Genomic DNA, 19,550 nt, shown 5'->3' with positions numbered 1-19,550 from the left:
CGGCCCTGCTGGNGCTGGTGCTGTCCGCCCTGTCGCTGCCGGCGCGGGCCGAGGCGCAGCTGGTCAGCCTGTGCGCCGGCGGCAGCCTGCCCGGCCCACAAGCGCCGCGCCGCGATTGCGATCAGCTCTGCCATGTTGGCTGCACGCGTGGGAAGAAACTCTCAGGCCGGCTCTGACGGTGCCGCCCCAGCCAAATCGGCCATGCGCGCGGTAAAGGCGATCTTCAGCGCATCCGACAGCGAGTTCACTCCCAGTTTCGACATCAGATTGGCGCGGTGAATCTCGACCGTGCGCGGCGAGATGCCGAGGTCATAAGCGATGACCTTGTTGGACTGGCCCTCCACCAGGCCGTTCAGCACGTCACGCTCGCGCGGGGTCAGCCCGTTCAATTGGGCGCGGGCCTGATCGGCCAGCCGCTCCAGCGCCGCCCTGCCCTCGTTGCGACGCATCGCCTGATCGAGCGCGGCGACCACGGCGGCCTTTTCGAACGGCTTTTCAAGGAAATCCACGGCGCCGGCCTTCATCGCCCGCACCGCGAGGCCCACATCGCCATGGCCGGTGATGATGATCACCGGCAGCATGATGCCGCGATCGACCAGCGCCTGCTGTACCGCCAGGCCATCCAGCCCGGCCAGGCGCACATCGAGCAGCACGCAGCCCGGTTCCAACTGCGGCGCGGCCTTCAGGAAGGCCTCGCCGGAATCGAACGTCTCGACATCATAGCCGGCGGTCTTCAGCATGAAGCTGACCGAACGGCGCACCGCCGCCTCGTCGTCGACCAGATAGACCCGGCCCGCATGGTGTGGTTCAGCCATCCTGCGGCTCCTCCGCCAGTTCGAGGGTGAAGTGAAAGGCCGTGCCGCCGAAATCCGACGGTTCGGCCCAGATGCGCCCGCCATGGGCTTCAACGATGGTGCGGCAGATCGACAGGCCAAGGCCCATGCCCTTGTCCTTGGACGTGTTGAACGGCTGGAACAGCTGCGCCGCCACTTCGGGCGCCAGCCCCGGGCCACTGTCGGCCACCACGACTTCCACCAGGCCACGGCTGGCCGGCCGGCTGCGGATTTCCAGCTGCTGCCGGGCCGATCGCTGCATGGCTTCAACCGCGTTGCGAATCAGGTTGAGCAGCACCTGCTGGATCTGGATCCGGTCGCACAGCACCAGGTCCACCTCCGCATCGAGCCTGATCTCGAAGTTGAGCCCGATCTGGCCAGCGCCGGTCAGCGCCAGCGCTGCGGCCTCGCTGACCAGCCGGCGCAGCCGCTCGACGCGTTTCTCGCTGTCGCCGCGGCTGATGAACTCGCGCAGGCGGCGCACGATCTGGCCGGCGCGCAGCGCCTCGGCACTGGCTTCGGCCAGCGCCTCGCGCACTGTCGTCAGCGTCTCGGCGGATGGCGCGTCCTCCTCGAGCAGCGAGCGCGCGCCTTCGGCATAGCTGGCGATGGCGGTGAGCGGCTGGTTCAATTCGTGCGCCAGCGCGCTGGCCAGGCTGCCCATCGCCGACACCCGGCTGATATGGGACAATTCGGTCTGCAGATCATTCAGGCGGCGTTCGGCGCGCTGGATCTCGGTGAGGTCGCGGATGAAGCCGGTGAACAGCCGGCCATGTTCTCCCTGGGCTTCGCCGATGGCCAGTTCGATCGGGAAGTTGCTGCCATCGCGGCGGCGCGCGGTGGTGATCCGGCCGATGCCGATGATGTGCGCCTCGCCGGTCTCCATATAGTGGCGCATGTAATCATCATGCCGGTCGCGATCGGGCCGCGGCATCAATATCTTGACGTTCTGGCCCACCACGTCCTCGTCATATCCGAACATGCGGTGGGCCGCTTCGCTGAACAGCAGGATGGTGCCAGCCTCGTCGATGACGATCATCGCATCGGGCACGGTGGCGAGGATCGAGCGCTGCAGCGCCTCGCTGCTGTCGAGCAGCGCCCGGGGCGGCTTGGCCTGGCTGTCGAGGAAGGGACACACGATGAGGGATAGTGCCGAACCGGCCAGCAAATTCAACGCTGGAATCGAGGAGGCTGGCGTCGTCGCACCTCAATGCACCAACAGCAGGGGCAGCGTGGCCGTACCGATCAGCTCGCGTGTCACCCCGCCCAGCACGGTTTCGCGCAGGCGGCTGTGGCCATAGGCACCCATCACCATGTACCGCGCCGACAATTCCGCCGCCGCATGCAGCAGCGCCACCGACACGCGCCGGCCTTTTGCTGGCCATTCGTGCACATCAACCACGATGCCATGGCGCGACAGATATTGCGCCGCCTCGCGCGCGGCGAGGCCGGGGATGTCGTCGCTCACCTCCACCAGGTGCACATCGGTCGCGCGCTTGAGCAGCGGCAGCGCCATGCGCAGCGCGTGCGCCGCTTCGGCCGAACCGTTCCACGCCACCAGCACCGGGCCGGCCAGATCAAGGCTCGGGGCCCCGTGCGGCACCATCAGCACCGGACAGCGCGCATACATCACCACATCGCCCACGATGGCTAGTGGCTGGCGGGCACCGCCACGGCGACTGCCGCCGGGCTGGCTGAGCACCACGACATCGGCCAGCAGCGACTGGTCGATCAACGTTTCCACCACATTGCCGTCAAAGCTGCGCCAGTCCCACGCCACGTCGGCATGGCCCAGCCGGGTTTCCACCTGCTGGCGCAGTAGCTTGTCCTGATCATGGATGGTGTCGATCAGCGCCGCCATACCGAACAGCCCGCCATAGGGATCGCCGGCATAGGCTTCCACCGGCGTCACCTGCACACATTGCAGATGGCCGCCCGTCTGCCGGGCCAGATCGGTCGCCACGCCCAGCCGGTCGGCCTGGAAATCATCGTCATGGATGTGCAGCAGGATATTCTTCATCACGCATCGTCCTGCACTGGCCGCGATCGGCACCTCTCCATCCCGGCATTGCTTCTACGCCCGCACGGCCGGCCAAGGCTTTACGCATCTTTCCTGACCCGTAATTGGCCCGGCTGCGACCGATGCGCCGGGCTGCAGATTCCGCTGGATTCTATGAATGGGATGTTTTACTTTTGGTAAACAAATCGGAGAGCGCACCATGAACACGACCACGCTGAGCAATACCGCCCTGGGCGAGAATGCTGCGCGCGAGCGTGCCCTGTCGCGTCATCCCGTTGTGGACCGCCTGTCGTGGCTGTGGCTGCTGGTCGCCATCATCGTGCTGGCGCTGGGCGCCCTCGCCGGCGGCCGCAAATGGTGAGTTGACGGGCGGGCGCCAGTCGCCTGCTCCCTGCACGTGCAATCTCCAGTCCGGCGGTGCTCCCGCCGGACTTTTCGTTTGTGCCGCTGGCCTGATGATTCGCCAGCGGTGGGTTCATAAAGCGGCTTTGCCTCGGCGCCCGTTGCGCGTAACAGGCGCCGCATGACCGAGAGACTGCGCCTGCGCCGCCCCGATGACTGGCATGTTCACCTGCGCGATGGACCAATGCTCGCCGCCGTCGCCGATGCCACCGCCCGCCAGTTCGCCCGCGCCATCGTGATGCCCAATCTGAAGCCGCCGGTGACCACGGCCGCCGCAGCCGCTGCCTACCGCGAGCGTATCCGCGCCGCCGTCTCGCCGGGCATCGCCTTTGAACCGCTGATGACCTGCTATCTCGTCGATGGCATCAACCCGGACGAGTTGGTGCGGGGCCACGGCGAGGGCATCTTCACCGCCGCCAAGCTCTATCCGGCGCACGCCACAACCAACAGCGCCCACGGCGTCACCGACGTTCGCCAAATCTATCCGGCGCTCGACGCCATGCAGCGCATCGGCATGCCGCTGCTGATCCACGGCGAGGTGACCGATCACAACGTCGACATCTTCGACCGCGAAGCCGTGTTCATCGAGCGCACGTTGAAAACCATGGTCGCCGATTTCCCGGCGCTCAAGATCGTGTTCGAGCATATCACCACCAAGGATGCCGTTGATTTCGTGCGCGATGCCAGCCCCAACATCGCCGCCACCATCACGCCGCACCATCTTGCCATCAACCGCAACGCAATGTTCGACGGCGGCATGCGCCCGCATTTCTATTGCCTGCCGGTCGCCAAGCGCGAGCTTCATCGCCTGGCGCTGCGGGCCGCGGCGACCAGCGGCAACCCGAAGTTCTTCCTTGGAACCGACAGTGCGCCGCACGCGGTTGAGACGAAGGAAGCCGATTGTGGCTGCGCCGGCATCTACAACGCGCCCTTTGCCATCGAGTCCTACGCCAGGACCTTCGCGGAAGAAGGCGCGCTCGACCGACTTGAAGGCTTTGCCAGCGAGTTTGGCCCGCGTTTCTATGGCCTGCCGCTGAACCCCGATTTCATCACCCTCGAACGCGCGCCGACGCCGGTGCCGGGCCGCATTTCGGCCGCCGGCAGCGAGCTCGTGCCCTTCCACGCCGGCGAGGTGCTGGACTGGCGCTTCGTTGCCTGATCATCCCTATCAGGGGCGCCGTGTCGCGCTGGCGACGCAGCACGGCAAGGACCGCGCGCTTGCGCCGCCGCTGGCCCGCCGCTTGGGCCTGATCGTCGAGGCCGTCGCGATTGACACCGACCAGTTCGGCACCTTCACCGGCACAACGCCGCGCGCCGGCACGGCTGCCGAGGCCGCGCTGGCCAAGGCACACGCCGGCATGGCGGCGACGGGCCTTGAGCTGGGGCTGGCCAGCGAAGGCAGCTTCGGCCCGCATCCCTGGCTGCCGTTCGGCGCCGGCGGGGTTGAAACCCTCGCCTTCATCGACGCTGGCCGCGGTCTTGAACTCACCCTGTCCGCCCTCTCCCGCTGCACCAATTTCGCCCATCACGACGTGGTGGGCGGCGGCGACATCGCGGCGTTCCTGGCCCGCATCGGCTTTCCGGCACACGCGCTGGTGGTCAAAGGCCCCGATGGCGACGTGCTGGCCAGCGGCGTGCAGGACATGGCTGCCCTGTCCGCCCTGGCCTGGCCCGGCAACCGGCTGGAAACCGACATGCGCGCCCATCTCAATCCCACCCGCATGGCCGCGATCCGTGCGCTGGCTGGCAAGCTGGCAGCGCGGCTGGCCGCCCTGTGCCCGGCCTGCAGCTGCCCCGGCTGGGGTGAGGTCGATCTGCTGCGCGGCCTGCCCTGCTCGTCGTGCAACCAGCCCAGCCAGGGCGTGCTGGCCATCATCGATGGCTGCGGGGTGTGCGACCACCGCGAGCGCCGCCCGCGCCCCGATGGCGTGACGGCGGCCAGCCCGGCCAGCTGCGACTGGTGCAATCCGTAAGGCTTCAGCCCAACCCCATCTGCCGCCCGGCCAGATCGAGCATGATCTCCTCCGAGCCGCCGCCGATCGCGTTCACCCGCACTTCGCGATAGATGCGCTCTACCTTCGATCCGGTGATGAAGCTGGCCCCGCCCAGCACCTGCGCCGCCTCGCGCGCCACATGTTCCAGCATGCGGGTCGCCTGCACCTTCAGCATGGCATAATCGGCCGGCACGCCGACGCCCTGCCGGTGCTGGTGCGCGCACAGATCAACCCAGGCCTGCGTCGCCAGGATTTGCCGCGCGCAATCGGCCAGCTTGATGCGGATCGACTGGTGGGCGCCCAGCCGCTTGCCGAACGTTTCGCGTTGCTGGGCCCAGTCCATCGCCTCTTTCAGGGCCACCCGCGCCATCGCGCAGCAGCCGTGGGCCATGCCCAACCGCTCGCTGTTGAAGTTGCGCATGATGCCGATGAAGCCGCCATTTTCCGGCCCGATCAAATTCTCCGGCGGCACCTCGACATTGTCGAAATAGACCGCCGCCGTGTCCGAACAGCGCCAGCCCATCTTGTCGAGCCGCGTCCGCCCCACGCCTGGTCGGTCGGTCTCGATCAGCATCAGCGAGATGCCCTTCATGCCTGGCTCGCCGGTGCGCACCGCCACCGTCATGTAATCGGCGCGCATGCCGCTGGTGATGAACATCTTCTGGCCGTTCACCACATATTTGTTGCCCACCTTCTCGGCGCGGGTCTTCAACTGCGCCACGTCCGAACCCCCGGAGGGCTCGGTGATGGCCAGGCTGATGATCTTGTCACCCGACAAGACTTCCGGCGCGATCCGGCGCTTCATTTCCTCGCTGCCCAGCGCCAGGATCGGCGGCAGGCCGATGCCGTGGGTCATCAGGCTGGCGCCCAGCCCACCGGCCCCGGCGGCGGCCATCTCCTCGGACTGGGTGAGGCCGTGGAACACGTCGAAACCTTGGCTGTGCCCGCCATATTCCTCGGGGTAATTCAGCCCCAATATACCGGCTTGCGCCGCCTTCTTGTGCAACTCGCGCGGCAGCTCGCCGTCGGCCTCCCACTTGTCGATGTTGGGCAGCACCTCGGTGGCCATGAACCTGCGCACCGATTGCGCCACCGCCTCGTGGGTCTCGTCATAATAAGGCGAGCGCGCGCGCCACTCGTCGAAACTGATGCTCATGTCCGGTTCCTCACTGTTCAGGCCAGTGTGCCCTTGCTAGCCTGCCGGCACAGCCTTTGGAAAACGACAGGACAACCATGAAAGCCGCTCTCTTCGCGCTTGCGCTGCTCTCCACCACCGCTGCCATCGCCGCCACGCCGTTCGAGCCGGCCGACATCTACCGCATCAGCATGACCGACAATGTCGAGGTCAGCCCCGACGGCGCGCACGTGCTGCTCACCCGCATGCAGTTCGACATCCAGACCGACCGGCGCACCACCGAATGGTGGCTGGCGACCGTAGGCAAGTCGGGCCTGGAAAAACAATTGCTCATCCCCGCCCAGGCCAATGCCGGCGGCGCGGTGTGGGCACCCGATGGCAAGCGCATCGCATATGTCGCGCCCTGGCTGGGCAAGCCGCAGATCTGGGTGATGGATGTGACCGAGGGGGTCGGCAAGCCGATCACCACCGGCGGCGTCGCCCCCGGCGGCTTGGCCTGGAGCCCGGATGGCAGCCGCATCGCCTTCACCGGCCGGGTGGACGCGCCGATGCCGAAAGTGCCCGGCATGCCCGACAAGCCCGCCGGCGCGACCTGGGCGCCCGATCCGCGTGTGATCAGCGACTGGCAATATCGCACCAACGAGGGCGGCTATATCAAGGCTGGCGCCGATCAGCTGTTCGTGGTGGCCGCAACTGGCGGCACCCCCACCCAGCTGACCCAGGGCGATGTTGATCAGATCGCCGGCCAGGCCAAATGGGCCCCCGACGGCCAGAGCCTGGTCTATAGCGCCGACAGCCGGCCGGCCGCCGAGCGCCGCGGCTTTGACGGCATCGATGTCTATCGCATCAACGCCAGCGGCGGCCCGCCGGAGCGTCTGACCGCGATTGCCGGCGTCGAAGCCAATGCCAGCCTGTCGCCCGACGGCCAGTGGCTGGCGTGGATCGGCCAGCCGAAGACGACGAAATTCTACAGCCAGCCCGGCCTGTGGCTGAAGAAACTGGCTGGCGGCGAACCGGTGCAGCTGAGCGCCGGCCTCGATCGCCCGGTCGGTGATTTCGAATGGGCGAAGGACGGCAAGTCGCTCAACGTCGCCTATGGCGATGTCGGCCTCACCCGGGTGGCGACGATCCCGGTGACGGGTGGGCCGGCCAAGGTCATCGTGCCGGCCATCGGCGGCACCCGCCTCTATCTGCCGTCTTCGGGCGGCGACTGGAGCGTTGGTGGCGACGTGCACGCCTTCACCACCGTGGAGGCGGACCGTCCGGCGGCCATGGGCGTCATGAAGGCCGGCAAGCTGATCGGCAAGATCGACTTCAACGACAAGTGGCGCGCCGACAAGAGCATCGGTGCCATGGAACGCCTCACCTGGAAAGCGCCCGATGGCCTGACCATCGAAGGCTGGATCCAGTATCCGCCCAATTTCGATCGCACGAAAAAATACCCCGTCGCGCTGGAAATCCACGGCGGGCCCAATGGTGATTATGGCCCCTATTTCTCGGTCACCCACCAGCTCTATGCCGCTGCCGGCTATGTCGTGCTGTGGTCAAACCCGCGCGGATCAACCGGTTATGGCGAGAAGTTCGCCAACGGCATCACGCCCGAATATGGCGGCGAATATCCCGGCCCTGATCTGGGCGATTTGCTGGCCGGGGTGGACGAAGTGCTGAAACGCCCGTGGGCGGATGCCAGGAACCAGTTCATCGGCGGCGGCTCCGGCGGCGGTGTGCTCACCACCTTCGCCATCGGCAAGACCGATCGTTTCAACGCCGCGGCGGCGCTGCGCCCGGTCACCGACTGGTCGATCCAGGCGCTCACCTCCGACATCAGCGCGCTGACCCTGTCCAACTGGGTGGTCGGCAACCCGTGGGAGAATCGCGACCTCTACTGGCGCCGCTCCACCTTCTCCCTCATCGGCAACGTCAAGACGCCGACGCTTCTGATCACCGGCGAAGCCGATTACCGCACGCCGATCGCCCAGACCGAGGCCTATTACCAGGCGCTCAAGGTGCGCGGGGTGCCGGCGATGATGGTGCGCCTGCCCGAAGCCAACCACGGCATGGGCCGCCCGTCGCAATGGCTGCAATCCAACCTGGCGGTGATCGACTGGTATAATCGCTATCTGAAGAAGTGAGGTTGCCGATGCGCTGCGCCCTCTTCACCGTCCTGCTTGTCACTTCAGCGCCCGCGCTGGCCGACGAGGTGCTGTGGGATCGCTTTGGCGTCCCCCACATCTATGCCGACAGCGAAGCCGGCGCCTTCAAGGGCTTTGGCTGGGCGCAGGCGGCCAGCCACGGCAATATCCTGCTCCGCATGTATGGCGAGAGCCGGGCGCGGGCGGCGGAATATTGGGGGGCGGATTATGCACCGCTCGATCGTTACCTGATTGCCCATGACGCGCCGGAGCGCGCCCGCGCCTGGTACAAGGCACAAAGCCCGCAGATGCGCGCCAACCTCGATGGCTTTGCCGCCGGCATCAACGGCTGGATGGCCGCCCACCCCGATCACGTTCCCGCCGAATTGAAGCGGGTGCTGCCGATCACCGGGGTGGACGTGATGGCACACGCCCACCGGCTGATGCAGTATCTCTATGTGGCGCCGATGGGCCGCATGCTCAGCCGGCCCGAAAGGCCCGGCCCCACCGGCCTGGGCGACGATGGCGGTTCCAACGGCTGGGCGGTCGGCCCATCACGCTCGGCCAGTGGCGCCGCCATGCTGCTCGCCAACCCGCACCTGCCGTGGGTGCCCTCCCCGCTCACCTATTACGAGGCGCAGATCAGCGCGCCGGGCTATGCCGTCTATGGCGCAACACAAGTGGGCCTGCCGGTGCTGCGCTTTGCCTTCAACACTGATCTTGGCTTCACCAACACGGTCAACAACATGCTCGGCGCCACCCGCTATGCGCTGGAGCCCGTGGCCGGCGGCTATCGCCTCGGCGGCAAGGTGATGGCCTATCGCCGGGTGCCGAAATCGCTGCTCATCCGCCAGAGCGACGGCACATTGAAGCGCGAGAGCTTCATCGTCCGCCACAGCGTCCACGGCCCGGTGTTCGATGTGGAAGGCCGCCCCGTCGCCATCCGCGTTGCCGGCCTCGATCGCCCCGGCGTGCTGCAGGCCTATCTCGATATGGGCAAGGCGCATGATTTCGCCGGCTTCGAAAGCGCGCTCAAACGCCTGCAGATCCCCAGTTTCAACATCGTCTATGCGGATCGCGCCGGCCATGTCTTCCACATCTCCAACGGCATCTTGCCAGCCCACAAAACCGGCGGCAGCCATGCATTCTGGTCTGGCCTTGTCCCCGGTGACCGCTCCGATCTGATCTCGACCACGATCGAACCCTATGAGCATCTGCCCAAGGCCCTCGATCCCCCCGGTGGCTTTGTGCAGAACGCCAACGACGTGCCCTGGGTCGACACCATCCCGCGCGTGCTCAAGCCGGAAAGCTTTCCGCCGCACGTCGCGGCCACCGAGATGATGAGCCTGCGCGCCCAGATGTCAGCCCGGCTGCTGATGGGGACGGACAAGCTGGATTTCGCCGATTTCCAGCGCCGCAAGCTGACCACCACGTCGCTGATGGCCGACCGCATGAAGCCCGCCCTGCTCGCCGCCAGCGCCTGCAGCAACGATGACGAGGTGCGCGCCGCCCGCGAGCTGCTGACAGGGTGGGACAATCGCTTCGAGGCCGACAGCCGCGCCGCCTTGCTGTTTGAAGTCTGGGCGAAGCGTTTTGCCGGGCCGGGCCTTGACGACCAGACTAACTATGCCCGCGCCTGGACGCTTGACGACCCGCTGAACACCCCCGCCGGCATCCGCGACGCGGCCGCCGCCACCGCCATGCTGAAGGCTGCCGCTGCCGAGGTGAAGGCCCGCCACGGCCGGCTCGACATGCCCTATGGCGAGGTTTCCCGCTTCGCTGCCGGGGAGACGACGTCCACCCCCGGCCACGGCGGCAATGGCGGACTCGGCCTGTTCCGCACCATCAGCTGGGGCGCGTGGAAGGATGGCCAGCGTGTGCCCACCGCCGGCGAGACCTGGGTGAATTTGATCGAATTTTCGACGCCGATGAAGGCCATTGCCACCCTGAGCTATGGCAACAGCAGTCAGCCCGGCACCACGCACCGCAGCGACCAGCTTGGCCTGCTCAGCGAAAAGCGTTTCCGGCAATTGTGGCTGATGCGGGCTGAGGTGGAGGGGAATCTGGAGAAGCGGGACGCGTATTGAGGGGGCGCGGCCGGCGGCGGAGCCGCCGAGTCCGCTTCTGCGCCGAAGGAAGAAAGAAGGAAGGGCGTGGCGGAGCCACGCCGTCGGACGAATCAAAAAGGGGCGGCTGTTGGGCCGCCCCTTTTCGCTCGCCGTCCGATCTTGCCGGAGTCGGCAAATAGCTGCGCTATTTGCGCGCCCGGCTGCGATCAGAACTCCACCCGCGCGCCAATGCGGATCGCCCACACCGACGTGCGCTGAATGTTCGGGAAGCTCAGCGCCGGCGCGGTGAAGTTGGAGTAGCGATAGGAGGCGCACGGTGTGGTCAGCGAGGTGCCGCTGCCGGACGAACCGATCACCGTGCCCGCCGCGTTGAGACAGGCGACGTCGACCAGTTTCACCTGCTGGGCGCGACCGTCGATTTCGCGGAAGGCGAACTTGTCGCTGATCAGGTTCAGGAAATTCTCCATGTCGGCAAACACGGTCAGCTTGCTGCGGCCAACGAAGGTCGGCAGCTGCTGCGAGAAGTGCAGGTTGATGTTCCAGAAGTCCGGATTGCGGGCAATGCCGCGCGGCGCGATCTGGCCCTGGAAGCCGGCCAGTTCCGACGATGTGATGAAATCGCGGAACGCGGTCAGCTGGGCCGGCGTGCCCTGGAACTGCACGATCGGATCGATCTGGGTAACGACCGAGGCCGTGCCGGTCGGGATCGTCAGGTTCGAAACGGTCGGCACATAGATCAGGTAGCGGTTGGAGTTGGTGGTGCCGAACACGGTGCCACGGCCCGCACCCGGATCGCCGAAGGTGTAGCTGTAGGGACGACCCTGGCGATAGAGACCGAAGATCTGGAAGTTGGTCTCGTTGTCGCCGAAGAAGGCGTGGCGATAGTTCAGCGTCACGCGGACCTGGTTGCCGATCTGCAGGCTGGACGTCGCCAGATCAGGCCGGTTCGGGTCGCGCACGGTCACGCCATAGGAGCCGGCCGCGGTGGTGCCACCGGTATCGGTTAGATAATCGGTGATGCGGCTGCGCGTATAGGCGGCCTGGAAGCTGAGGCCATTGAGCCATTCCTTCGACACCGACGCCGCGGCGATGAAGGCACCGCCACCCTTGGCCGACGTCAGCTGCAGATCGTTGCCGGCGCTGCCCGCAATGCCCTGATAGCGCGGGCGGCCATCCGGCAGGGTGCCGTTGGCGATCGCGCGCAGGTCGATCATGATATAGCTGTTGCGGTTCCAGGTCTTGGCCAGGTCAACGCGGAACACCCAGCTGTCCCCCAGGGCGCCCAGGTCGGCCGAATATTCGGCGGTCAGGTTGGCGCGCACCACCGAGTTCATCTTGAAATTGGGATCAACCGAGTTGGTGGTGGCCTGCGCCAGCGACGTCAGGTTCTTGGCCAGATAGTCGTTGACCACGGGGTTCGTCTGCAGGCCAAAGCCATCGACGTTGTTCAGCGCTGCCGCACCGGCTGCGTTGATCTGCGCCTGCACCACGGGATCGGTGGTGGCATTGTTGCGATCGATGAAGTTGCCGGTGGCCACGCCGCCAACGAACTGGCGTTCCAGATCGATGGTGTTCAGGCGAGTGCCGTCGTTGGCCAGGCTGTTGGAGAACAGCACCATCGGCACGCCGCCGCTGAAGATGCCGACGCCGCCCGAAACGCGCGCGCGCTCGGTTGGCTTCCAGTTGAAGGCAAAGCGCGGCTGGAACACCGACAGGCCATTCAGCGAGCGCGTGTTGCGATAGCCATAACGGTTGACGAAGTTGGGGTTCAGCGTGATCTGGCTGTCATCCATCACATAGGCGTCGAAACGGCCACCGATCAGCGCGGTCAGTTCCGGCGTGATCTTCCATTCGTCCTGCAGGCCGAAGGCATAGCTGTAGACGGTGAAGCGCGCCGCGCCGCCCGAATTGGGATCGCCATCAATGGAGTTGGCGAAGGTCACGCGGTTGGCGTTGCCGGCCAGATAATCGGCCACGGAGTCGAAGTAGAAGTTGCCGCGGCTGTTGGGCAGGAAGACGTTGTTCACCTTCTGCCGCACGCCTTCGACCTGGAACTTGATGCGGTGATCACCGGCGTTGTAGCGCATGTTGAACTGGAAGTTCAGGTTGCTGGTGGCCAGCGAGTTGGAGTGGCGGAACGAGTCCGTGCCCAGGGTCACGCGGGCATTGGTGCCGCAGTTGATGTTGTTGTTGGTCGGGTTGGTGCCGGCGGCGATGCTGTTCGGGTTGGTGCAGACCTGGAACTGGGCGAAGCCGGTGTCGTTGTAACCAACCTGGCCGCGCTCGTAGTCGCGATAGCTGATGCGCAGTTCGGTCGACAGCTTGTCGGTCCACTGCGAGTTCAACTGGCCGGTGTAGATCTTGGTCGCTTCCGTGCCTTCATAGCTGTTGGACTTGAGGCCAACGTTCGGCGACGAGTTGGAGTTCGACGAACCACCGCCCGGCAGCGGCACCGAGTTGAAGTGGTTGATATAGGTGAACGACAGGCGCTGGCCATCGGTGATGTTCCAGTCGATCTTGCCCGAGATCTTGCGATCGCGCTCCGAATCCTGCGACCAGGTGTCGAGCGGGTCATATTTGTAGCGGCTGTTGGTGGTGCTGATGATGTTGTTGATGATCGAGCGGTCGTCAGCCGTGGTCGTCGAATCGCCGATGTTCGGGATGGCGTTGGCAAAGCCTTCGCCGGCCGGACCGGCGGAGATCACCTGGTTGCCTTCGGTCAGCCGTTCATAGTTCAGCGCGATGAACAGCGTGTCCTTGATGATCGGGCCCGAAACGAAGAAGCCATAATTGCGGAACGGCTTCGACTGCGGGATGATCGTGCCGCGCACTTCGCGGCCGGTCAGGCCCTTGCCGCCGATGCTGCCATAGGCAACCGCGTGATAGTCGTTGGTGCCCGACTTCAGCACGGCGTCGATGGCGCCGCCGGTGAAATTGCCCTGGGCCACGTCGAACGGCGCCGACTTCACCGACAGCTGGCCGATGGCTTCGAGGCTGACGATGCCGCGCAGCGACGGCAGGCCGCCAAGGTTGAGGCCGAAATCATCCTGCACGGCCACACCGTCGATGGTGAAGCGGTTGGCGCGGGCCGAGGAACCGGCAATCGACACGCCGCGCAGGTTGGGATCGAAGCTGGTCAGCGGATCGCGGGCGGCGGCGTCGCGGATGTCGCGGTTGACCGAGGTGATCGAGGCGATTTCCTTGGCCGACAGGACGGTGGCCGAGCCGGTGGTCACCACGCCCGAACGGCGCAGCGAGCTGGCCGACACGACGATGGTCTTCTCTTCGCTGGTGCCTTCAAGTTCGGCGGTCAGGCTGTAGTTGTCACCTGCGCCGGTGTTGATGCCTTCGATGGTCTGGCCCTGGTAGCCGTCGGCCGCGATGATGACCGAGAACGGCCCACCGACACGCAGGCCCGAGGCGGCGAATTCGCCGTTGGCGCCGGTCGTCACGGTGATCCTGGTGCCGGTCGGCACGTGCACGATGGCCACGCTGGCGCCCACGACCGGTTCGCCGGCCTTGGTCAGCACCAGACCGGAAATCGCGGAGCTGACTTCCTGGGCCTGGGCGACAACGGCCGGAACAATGAGCGCGGCAAGCGCAACACCAAGACGAAGATGACGCATGTGTGGGGCCCCTTTTGGACAATGGGATTTGGCAATGATGCGCGACGAATAGGGAATCACTTCCCTCGAGATCGACTGCGCAGGGCTGTGCCGAGGAATTGTGACGCTTCTGTTACAGCTTCATGTCCTGTTCATGACCCGACGAGATGGCAGCCGGGTGTTGCGGTGCAGCAACACCGCGGCGCGGCGAGCGGCAAACCCGCCGAGTCCGCTTCACGCGCAACAAAAGGCTGAAGAAGGAGCGTGGCGGAGCCACGCCGTCGGACGACACACGAAATAGGCGGCTTGAGAGCCGCCTTTTTTGGTCGCCGGCCGGCCTTGCCGGAGTCGGCAAATAGCTGCGCAATTTGCGCGCCCGGCGGCGGCGTGGTGGGCGGTGAGGGGCTCGAACCCCCGACCCTCTCCGTGTAAAGAAGACGCTCTACCAACTGAGCTAACCGCCCGCGCCGCCAGCCCCTAGCGGCGCACACAAGTTCGTGCAACCTTGCCCCGTAATGGGCGCCCTCGACACCACACAGACCGCCGTCTTCATCGCGCTCACCATGGCCATGGCGCTGGCCACCATCTGGCAGGTGCGGCGCATGGGCCGGGCGCAGGGCACCCGCAGCCAGGCCAACGGCAATCGCGAGTATTTCCTCGCTGGCGGCGGGCTGACCTGGCCGTTCATCGCAGGCTCGATTACGCTGACCAACCTGTCCACCGATCAGCTGGTCGGCATGAACGGCCAGCAGATGCTGCTGCTGGCGTGGTGGGAGCTGTCGGCCGTGGCCGGCCTCGCCATTCTCGCGCTAGTGTTCCTGCCGGTCTATTATCGCGAGGGCTGCACGACGACGACGGAGCTGCTGCAGAAACGCTATGACTCGCCCGCCTTGCGCGCGCTGGTCTCGGCGCTGTTTCTCGCCGGCAATCTGTTCATCTATCTGCCGATCACCCTCTACACCGGCGCCCTGTTCCTGCGCACCGTCTCGGGCGCCGATCTGCCGCTGCTGCCGCTGGCCGCCGTGCTGGGCGTCGCCGGCTCGCTCTATGCCATCCTGGGCGGCCTGCGCGCCGTCGCCGTTTATGACACGATTGCCGGGGTGGGCGTGCTCGGCTCGGCGCTCGCCATCGTCTGGTTGGCGCTTTCGGCCATCGGCTTCGATCTGTCCGGCATCCCGGCCGAACGGCTGACGCTTGTGGGCGGGCCCCAAAGCCCGATTCCCTGGCCAACGCTGTTCACCGGCATGATCTTCATCCAGACCTTCTATTGGTCCACCAACCAGAACATCACCCAGCGCGCCATGGCGGCACCGAACCTGCGCGAAGGCCAGAAGGGCGTGTTTGCTGCCGGAATGATCCGGCTGGCCATCGTGCCGGCCATCGTCGTGCTGCCCGGCATCGCCAGCTACAAATTGTTCGGGCCGTTGGGCGACAGCGCCTATGGCCGCATCGTCGCCGAAGTGATGCCCACTTGGGCGTCGGGCGCCTTCGCCGCGTTCATGGCGGCGGCCGTCCTCACCCACTACACCTCCATCCTCAATTCGACGACGACGCTATGGGTGTGCGACATCCACGAGGCCTATATCGACCGAAATCCCAATGTTGGTCGGCTCAACACCTTCATTTCATTGGGATTCATCGCCATCTCCATCGCGCTGGTGCCGCTCTACAGCGGCGCGGCCTCGATCATCAATCTCGTCCAGCAGCTGAACGGGCTCCTGTCGATGCCGATCCTCGCCGCCTTCATCTGCGGCCTGGTCTTCACCGGCATCCGCGCCGGCGCGGTGATGCTGGCGCTGGTCTTCGGTGTCGGCCTCTATGCCGTCTTCACCTGGGCATGGACGCCGGCGCATTATATCCACCTGATGCTAGTGACGCTGATCGCCACCATCGCGGTCGCGCTGGCCATCAATCGGCTGCTGGGCGGCACGGCACGGTTGCGGCGGCGCGACGCAGCGGCCAATATGCCGGCATCGATTCCCGGCTGAGAGGTTCGCATGTTCGACCGCCTGTTTCTCGAACATCCCCGCGTGGTGAATGAGACCTATACCGAGCATATGGGAGCGGCCTTTGGCGTGGGCAGCCGCATGTTCGTCGCCAGCCTGAAATGCTTCGTGCACGGCCTGGTGCCTGGCCTCTACAAGACCGCCGGTTCGGATGCGATTTGCGAGCTGCACCGCGAAGTCGCCCCGCGCAAATACGACCAGCCCACGTTCTGAAGGCCAAGCTTATGACTGACACTCTGGGGCTGTCGCCGGCCCGCCTTGCCCGGCTGGACGCGCATCTGGCGGAAAAATATCTTGGTCCCCGTCGCCTGCCCTGCACGCAGACGCTGATCGCCCGCCACGGCGAGATCGCGCATTTCCGCAGCCAGGGCCTCGCCGATGTCGAGCGCGGCTTGCCCTGTCGGGACGACACCATATTCCGCATCTATTCGATGACCAAGCCGATCACCTCGGTGGCGCTGATGATGCTCATCGAACAGGGCAAGATCGCGCTCGACGATCCGGTGGCGAAATATATCCCCGAATGGAAGAACCTCGGCGTGTTCGTCGCCGGCACCCACAGGCTGGGTTTCCAGACACGGCCCTGCACCCGGCCGATGCAGGTGGTCGATCTGTTCCGCCACACCGCCGGTCTCACCTATGGCTTCCAGCTGCGCACCAATGTCGATGAAGCCTATCGCCGCGAGAAGATCGGCGAGATCGAGAAGGCCGGCACGCTGGAGGACATGATCAAGACGCTGGCCAGGCTGCCGCTGGAATTCTCGCCCGGCGAGGCGTGGAATTATTCGGTGGCAACCGATGTGCTCGGCTGGCTGGTGCAGGTGGTTTCGGGCCGCCCGTTCGAGCAGTTTCTCGCCGAGGAAATCTTCGCCCCGCTCGGCATGGTCGATACCGGCTTTTCCGTGCGCGAGGGCCAGGGGCATCGCCTTGCCGCCTGCTATCAGCCCACCAAGGACGGCACCATCACGCTGCAGGATGATGCCACCACCTCCAGCTTCCTCAAGCCGCCCAGCTTCATCTCCGGCGGCGGCGGGCTGGTGTCGACGGCGAGCGACTACCTGCAATTCTGCCGGATGCTCTTGAATGGCGGCACGCTGGGCGGCCATCGCCTGATCAGCCGCAAGACGCTGGCACTGATGACTGCCAATCACCTGCCCGGCGGCGTTGACCTGCCGGCGATGAGCCGCAGCCTGTTTTCCGAAGCAGCTTACGATGGCGTCGGCTTCGGCCTGGGCTTTGCCACCTCCACGGCCAGCCACAAGACATTGATGCCCGGCAGCAACGGCGACTTTTTCTGGGGCGGAGCGGCCAGCACCTTCTTCTGGGTGGACCCGGAGGAAGACCTGATCGGCATCTTCATGACCCAGCTGATGCCCTCCTCCACCTGGCCGGTGCGCAAGGAAATGCGCACCATGGTCTATGCCGCGCTCGATGATTGAGGCGAATATTTTTTCCCTGCCTGTCTGAATCGGGCAGGATGGCGGCTCATCTGTTCAGGCCACCGGAATTGCCCGGCTGCCCCAACGGAGTGAACAGCATGATGTCCCGACTGAGGCATATTCTTGTCATCGGCCTCGCACTTGCCGCGGTGCCGGCCAGTGCCGCCGATTACACGCTTTTGATCCACGAAACGCCGGCCGAGCTGGCCAAGCGCAGCAACAGCGGTCCGGCCGGTCAGGCCTATTGGCAGGGCTTTGCCGCCGCGGGCCAGCAGCTGGCCAAGGCCGGCGCGCTCAAGGGCGGCGCCGCGCTGATGCCGACCAGCAAGCCCGGCCCCGGCGGCCTGGTGCTGGGCGGCTATTTCATCATCACCGCCGCCAATGACGCTGCCGCCCGCCAGCTGGCCCGCGCCCTGCCGGCCGCCCGCGGCGGCCGCATCGATGTGATCGCCCACGCCCCCACCAAGACCGGCATGTGAGCCGGAAGCAGAAGGATATGACCATGCAATATGCCCTGATCTATTATCAGACCGCCGCCGACCTGGCGCGCGAGCAATCCGAACCCGAGGCCTATTGGGGCGCCTGGAGCGCCTATATGGGCGCCATGGGTGCGGCCGGCATCATGCGCGGCGGCGCTGGGCTGAAACAGCCGCCAACCGCCACCACGCTGCGCATCAAGAATGGCGAATGGCAGGTGGAAGACGGCCCCTTTGCCGACACCAAGGAGATGCTGGGCGGCTTCGTGGTGATCGAGGTTGATGATCTTGATGCCGCCCTGGCCTGGGCCGCCCGCGCGCCCTGCGCCGTCGATGGATCAGTGGAGGTGCGGCCCACCATCGACCCCGATCAGGTGTAAGGCCTTGGCCAGCGCCACCGCTTCCCCTGCCCATGCAGCAGCCGAAGCGGCGGCGCGCACCGCCTATGGCCGGCTGGTGGCGCTGCTGGCGCGCGACACGCGCGACATCGCCGCCGCCGAAGACGCGCTCGCCACCGCGCTGGCCCGGGCGCTGGATCACTGGCCGGCCGATGGTGTGCCGACCAGCCCGGATGCCTGGCTGTTGACCGTCGCCCGCCGCGAACTCGGCCATGGCCGGGCGCGGGCTGCCACTGCGATGGCCGCGGCCCCGGCGCTGGCGCTGCTCGATGACGAGCGCGCCGACACGCCCGACACCGAATTTCCGGACGAGCGGCTGAAGCTGCTGTTTGTTTGCACCCACCCCGCCATCACGGCGCGCGTGCAGGCGCCGCTGATGCTGCAGGTGGTGCTGGGGCTGGATGCCGCCCGCATTGCGGCGGCCTTTCTCGTCTCGCCGGCGGCCATGGGCCAGGCGCTGGTGCGGGCCAAGGCGCGGATCCGCGATGCCGGCATCGCCTTCACCGTGCCGCCACAGGATCAGCGCCCGGCGCGCCTCGCCGCGATCCGCACCGCCATTTATGCTGCCTATGGCGCCGGCTGGGATCAGCTGGAGGCTGATCACCCCTCCGACTTGGCCACCGAAGCGCTGTTCCTGGCCAGGCTGGTCGCCACGCTGGCGCCCGACGACGCCGAAAATGCCGGCCTGCTTGCCCTAATCCTGCTGTGCGAGGCGCGGCGGCCGGCGCGGCGGGATGCGGATGGCGGCTTCGTGCCGCTCGACAAGCAGGATTTTCAGCTTTGGGATCGCGAGATGGTGCGCGAGGGCGAGGCCGCGCTGCGCCATGCCGCTGCCCAGGGCCAACCCGGTCGTTTCCAGCTCGAAGCCGCCATCCAGTCCCTCCACAACCAGCAGCGCTTCACCGGCGCCGACCTGTCAGCGCCATTGATCGGCCTCTACGACCGGCTGCTCGATCTTGCCCCCAGCATCGGCGCCGCCATCGCCCGCGCTGCCGCCCTCACCGCGGCTGGCGCGGCCCCGGCGGCGCTCGCCGCGCTGGA

At 66.2% G+C, this 19,550-nt stretch carries 16 protein-coding genes and 1 tRNA gene; 11 read left to right on the top strand and 6 right to left on the bottom strand.

Annotated elements, in window-relative coordinates:
* Nucleotides 1–161: 161 nt before the first annotated feature.
* The 3 genes from GJ693_RS06375 to GJ693_RS06365 all read right to left on the bottom strand — a co-directional run bounded on the left by GJ693_RS06375 (nt 162) and on the right by GJ693_RS06365 (nt 2,853).
* Nucleotides 162–815 carry a response regulator transcription factor gene (locus GJ693_RS06375; RefSeq protein WP_156255492.1) on the bottom strand — a complete coding sequence of 218 codons (654 nt, stop codon included), beginning with the start codon at nt 813–815 and terminating at the stop codon, nt 162–164.
* Complete coding sequence (locus tag GJ693_RS06370; protein WP_235902698.1) at nt 808–1,971, bottom strand: sensor histidine kinase; 1,164 nt, start codon at nt 1,969–1,971, stop codon at nt 808–810. Before GJ693_RS06370 ends, GJ693_RS06375 begins: the two co-directional genes overlap by 8 nt.
* Nucleotides 1,972–2,040: 69 nt before the next feature.
* Nucleotides 2,041–2,853, bottom strand: a complete 813-nt coding sequence (locus GJ693_RS06365; protein ID WP_156255491.1) for a universal stress protein — start codon at nt 2,851–2,853, stop codon at nt 2,041–2,043.
* A gap of 199 nt (nt 2,854–3,052) precedes the next feature.
* Here GJ693_RS06365 and GJ693_RS06360 point away from each other — a divergent pair, with 199 nt between their 5' ends.
* The 3 genes from GJ693_RS06360 to GJ693_RS06350 all read left to right on the top strand — a co-directional run bounded on the left by GJ693_RS06360 (nt 3,053) and on the right by GJ693_RS06350 (nt 5,228).
* Nucleotides 3,053–3,214 carry a hypothetical protein gene (locus GJ693_RS06360; protein ID WP_156255490.1) on the top strand — a complete coding sequence of 54 codons (162 nt, stop codon included), beginning with the start codon at nt 3,053–3,055 and terminating at the stop codon, nt 3,212–3,214.
* A 162-nt stretch (nt 3,215–3,376) separates the two neighbouring features.
* Entirely contained in the window at nt 3,377–4,414 is a 1,038-nt protein-coding gene (gene pyrC, locus GJ693_RS06355) for a dihydroorotase (protein WP_156255489.1), read from the top strand.
* Nucleotides 4,407–5,228, top strand: a complete 822-nt coding sequence (locus tag GJ693_RS06350) for a DUF6671 family protein (protein ID WP_156255488.1) — start codon at nt 4,407–4,409, stop codon at nt 5,226–5,228. The genes pyrC and GJ693_RS06350 overlap by 8 nt, the downstream gene beginning before the upstream one ends.
* Nucleotides 5,229–5,232: 4 nt before the next feature.
* Here GJ693_RS06350 and GJ693_RS06345 read toward each other — a convergent pair whose 3' ends face one another.
* Complete coding sequence (locus GJ693_RS06345) at nt 5,233–6,405, bottom strand: acyl-CoA dehydrogenase family protein (protein ID WP_156255487.1); 1,173 nt, start codon at nt 6,403–6,405, stop codon at nt 5,233–5,235.
* A gap of 77 nt (nt 6,406–6,482) precedes the next feature.
* On the opposite strand from GJ693_RS06345, the gene GJ693_RS06340 reads away from it, so the two are divergent.
* Nucleotides 6,483–8,516, top strand: a complete 2,034-nt coding sequence (locus tag GJ693_RS06340) for a S9 family peptidase (RefSeq protein WP_156255486.1) — start codon at nt 6,483–6,485, stop codon at nt 8,514–8,516.
* An 8-nt stretch (nt 8,517–8,524) separates the two neighbouring features.
* Nucleotides 8,525–10,603, top strand: a complete 2,079-nt coding sequence (locus GJ693_RS06335) for a penicillin acylase family protein (RefSeq protein ID WP_156255485.1) — start codon at nt 8,525–8,527, stop codon at nt 10,601–10,603.
* A 188-nt stretch (nt 10,604–10,791) separates the two neighbouring features.
* Here the strand turns inward: GJ693_RS06335 and GJ693_RS06330 are convergent, their stop codons facing one another.
* A complete protein-coding gene (locus GJ693_RS06330; RefSeq protein ID WP_156255484.1) occupies nt 10,792–14,211 on the bottom strand; it encodes a TonB-dependent receptor in 3,420 nt (1,139 codons plus the stop codon).
* Between the two features lie 367 nt (nt 14,212–14,578).
* Nucleotides 14,579–14,654, bottom strand: a tRNA-Val gene (locus GJ693_RS06325).
* A gap of 51 nt (nt 14,655–14,705) precedes the next feature.
* Here GJ693_RS06325 and GJ693_RS06320 point away from each other — a divergent pair.
* The 6 genes from GJ693_RS06320 to GJ693_RS06295 all read left to right on the top strand — a co-directional run.
* Nucleotides 14,706–16,178, top strand: coding sequence for a sodium:solute symporter family transporter (locus GJ693_RS06320; RefSeq protein ID WP_156255483.1), 1,473 nt, complete (start codon nt 14,706–14,708; stop codon nt 16,176–16,178).
* Nucleotides 16,179–16,187: 9 nt separating this feature from the next.
* Entirely contained in the window at nt 16,188–16,409 is a 222-nt protein-coding gene (locus GJ693_RS06315; protein ID WP_156255482.1) for a DUF6356 family protein, read from the top strand.
* A gap of 11 nt (nt 16,410–16,420) precedes the next feature.
* Nucleotides 16,421–17,635, top strand: coding sequence for a serine hydrolase domain-containing protein (locus GJ693_RS06310; protein ID WP_156255481.1), 1,215 nt, complete (start codon nt 16,421–16,423; stop codon nt 17,633–17,635).
* A 98-nt stretch (nt 17,636–17,733) separates the two neighbouring features.
* Nucleotides 17,734–18,114, top strand: coding sequence for a YciI family protein (locus tag GJ693_RS06305; protein ID WP_197042000.1), 381 nt, complete (start codon nt 17,734–17,736; stop codon nt 18,112–18,114).
* Nucleotides 18,115–18,137: 23 nt separating this feature from the next.
* A complete protein-coding gene (locus GJ693_RS06300; protein ID WP_156255479.1) occupies nt 18,138–18,491 on the top strand; it encodes a YciI family protein in 354 nt (117 codons plus the stop codon).
* A gap of 4 nt (nt 18,492–18,495) precedes the next feature.
* Nucleotides 18,496–19,550, top strand: a 1,055-nt coding sequence (locus GJ693_RS06295) for an RNA polymerase sigma factor (protein WP_156255478.1), incomplete at its 3' end; no start/stop codon positions are given.

This window comes from Sandarakinorhabdus oryzae, assembly GCF_009733735.1.
In the GTDB taxonomy this organism is placed as follows: Bacteria; Pseudomonadota; Alphaproteobacteria; order Sphingomonadales; family Sphingomonadaceae; genus Sandarakinorhabdus; species Sandarakinorhabdus oryzae.
The sequence above is the reverse complement of the archived record's forward strand: the minus strand, read 5'-3'. Positions and strand labels throughout refer to the sequence as shown.

Excerpts from the sequence above, each read along its gene's own strand:
- pyrC (WP_156255489.1), top strand. The coding sequence starts at position 3,377 with ATGACCGAGAGACTGCGCCTGCGCCGCCCCGATGACTGGCATGTTCAC.
- GJ693_RS06330 (WP_156255484.1), bottom strand. The coding sequence starts at position 14,211 with ATGCGTCATCTTCGTCTTGGTGTTGCGCTTGCCGCGCTCATTGTTCCG.
- GJ693_RS06305 (WP_197042000.1), top strand. The coding sequence starts at position 17,734 with ATGATGTCCCGACTGAGGCATATTCTTGTCATCGGCCTCGCACTTGCC.
- GJ693_RS06315 (WP_156255482.1), top strand. The coding sequence starts at position 16,188 with ATGTTCGACCGCCTGTTTCTCGAACATCCCCGCGTGGTGAATGAGACC.
- GJ693_RS06300 (WP_156255479.1), top strand. The coding sequence starts at position 18,138 with ATGCAATATGCCCTGATCTATTATCAGACCGCCGCCGACCTGGCGCGC.
- GJ693_RS06340 (WP_156255486.1), top strand. The coding sequence starts at position 6,483 with ATGAAAGCCGCTCTCTTCGCGCTTGCGCTGCTCTCCACCACCGCTGCC.
- GJ693_RS06375 (WP_156255492.1), bottom strand. The coding sequence starts at position 815 with ATGGCTGAACCACACCATGCGGGCCGGGTCTATCTGGTCGACGACGAG.
- GJ693_RS06310 (WP_156255481.1), top strand. The coding sequence starts at position 16,421 with ATGACTGACACTCTGGGGCTGTCGCCGGCCCGCCTTGCCCGGCTGGAC.
- GJ693_RS06365 (WP_156255491.1), bottom strand. The coding sequence starts at position 2,853 with ATGAAGAATATCCTGCTGCACATCCATGACGATGATTTCCAGGCCGAC.
- GJ693_RS06335 (WP_156255485.1), top strand. The coding sequence starts at position 8,525 with ATGCGCTGCGCCCTCTTCACCGTCCTGCTTGTCACTTCAGCGCCCGCG.
- GJ693_RS06360 (WP_156255490.1), top strand. The coding sequence starts at position 3,053 with ATGAACACGACCACGCTGAGCAATACCGCCCTGGGCGAGAATGCTGCG.
- GJ693_RS06345 (WP_156255487.1), bottom strand. The coding sequence starts at position 6,405 with ATGAGCATCAGTTTCGACGAGTGGCGCGCGCGCTCGCCTTATTATGAC.
- GJ693_RS06320 (WP_156255483.1), top strand. The coding sequence starts at position 14,706 with ATGGGCGCCCTCGACACCACACAGACCGCCGTCTTCATCGCGCTCACC.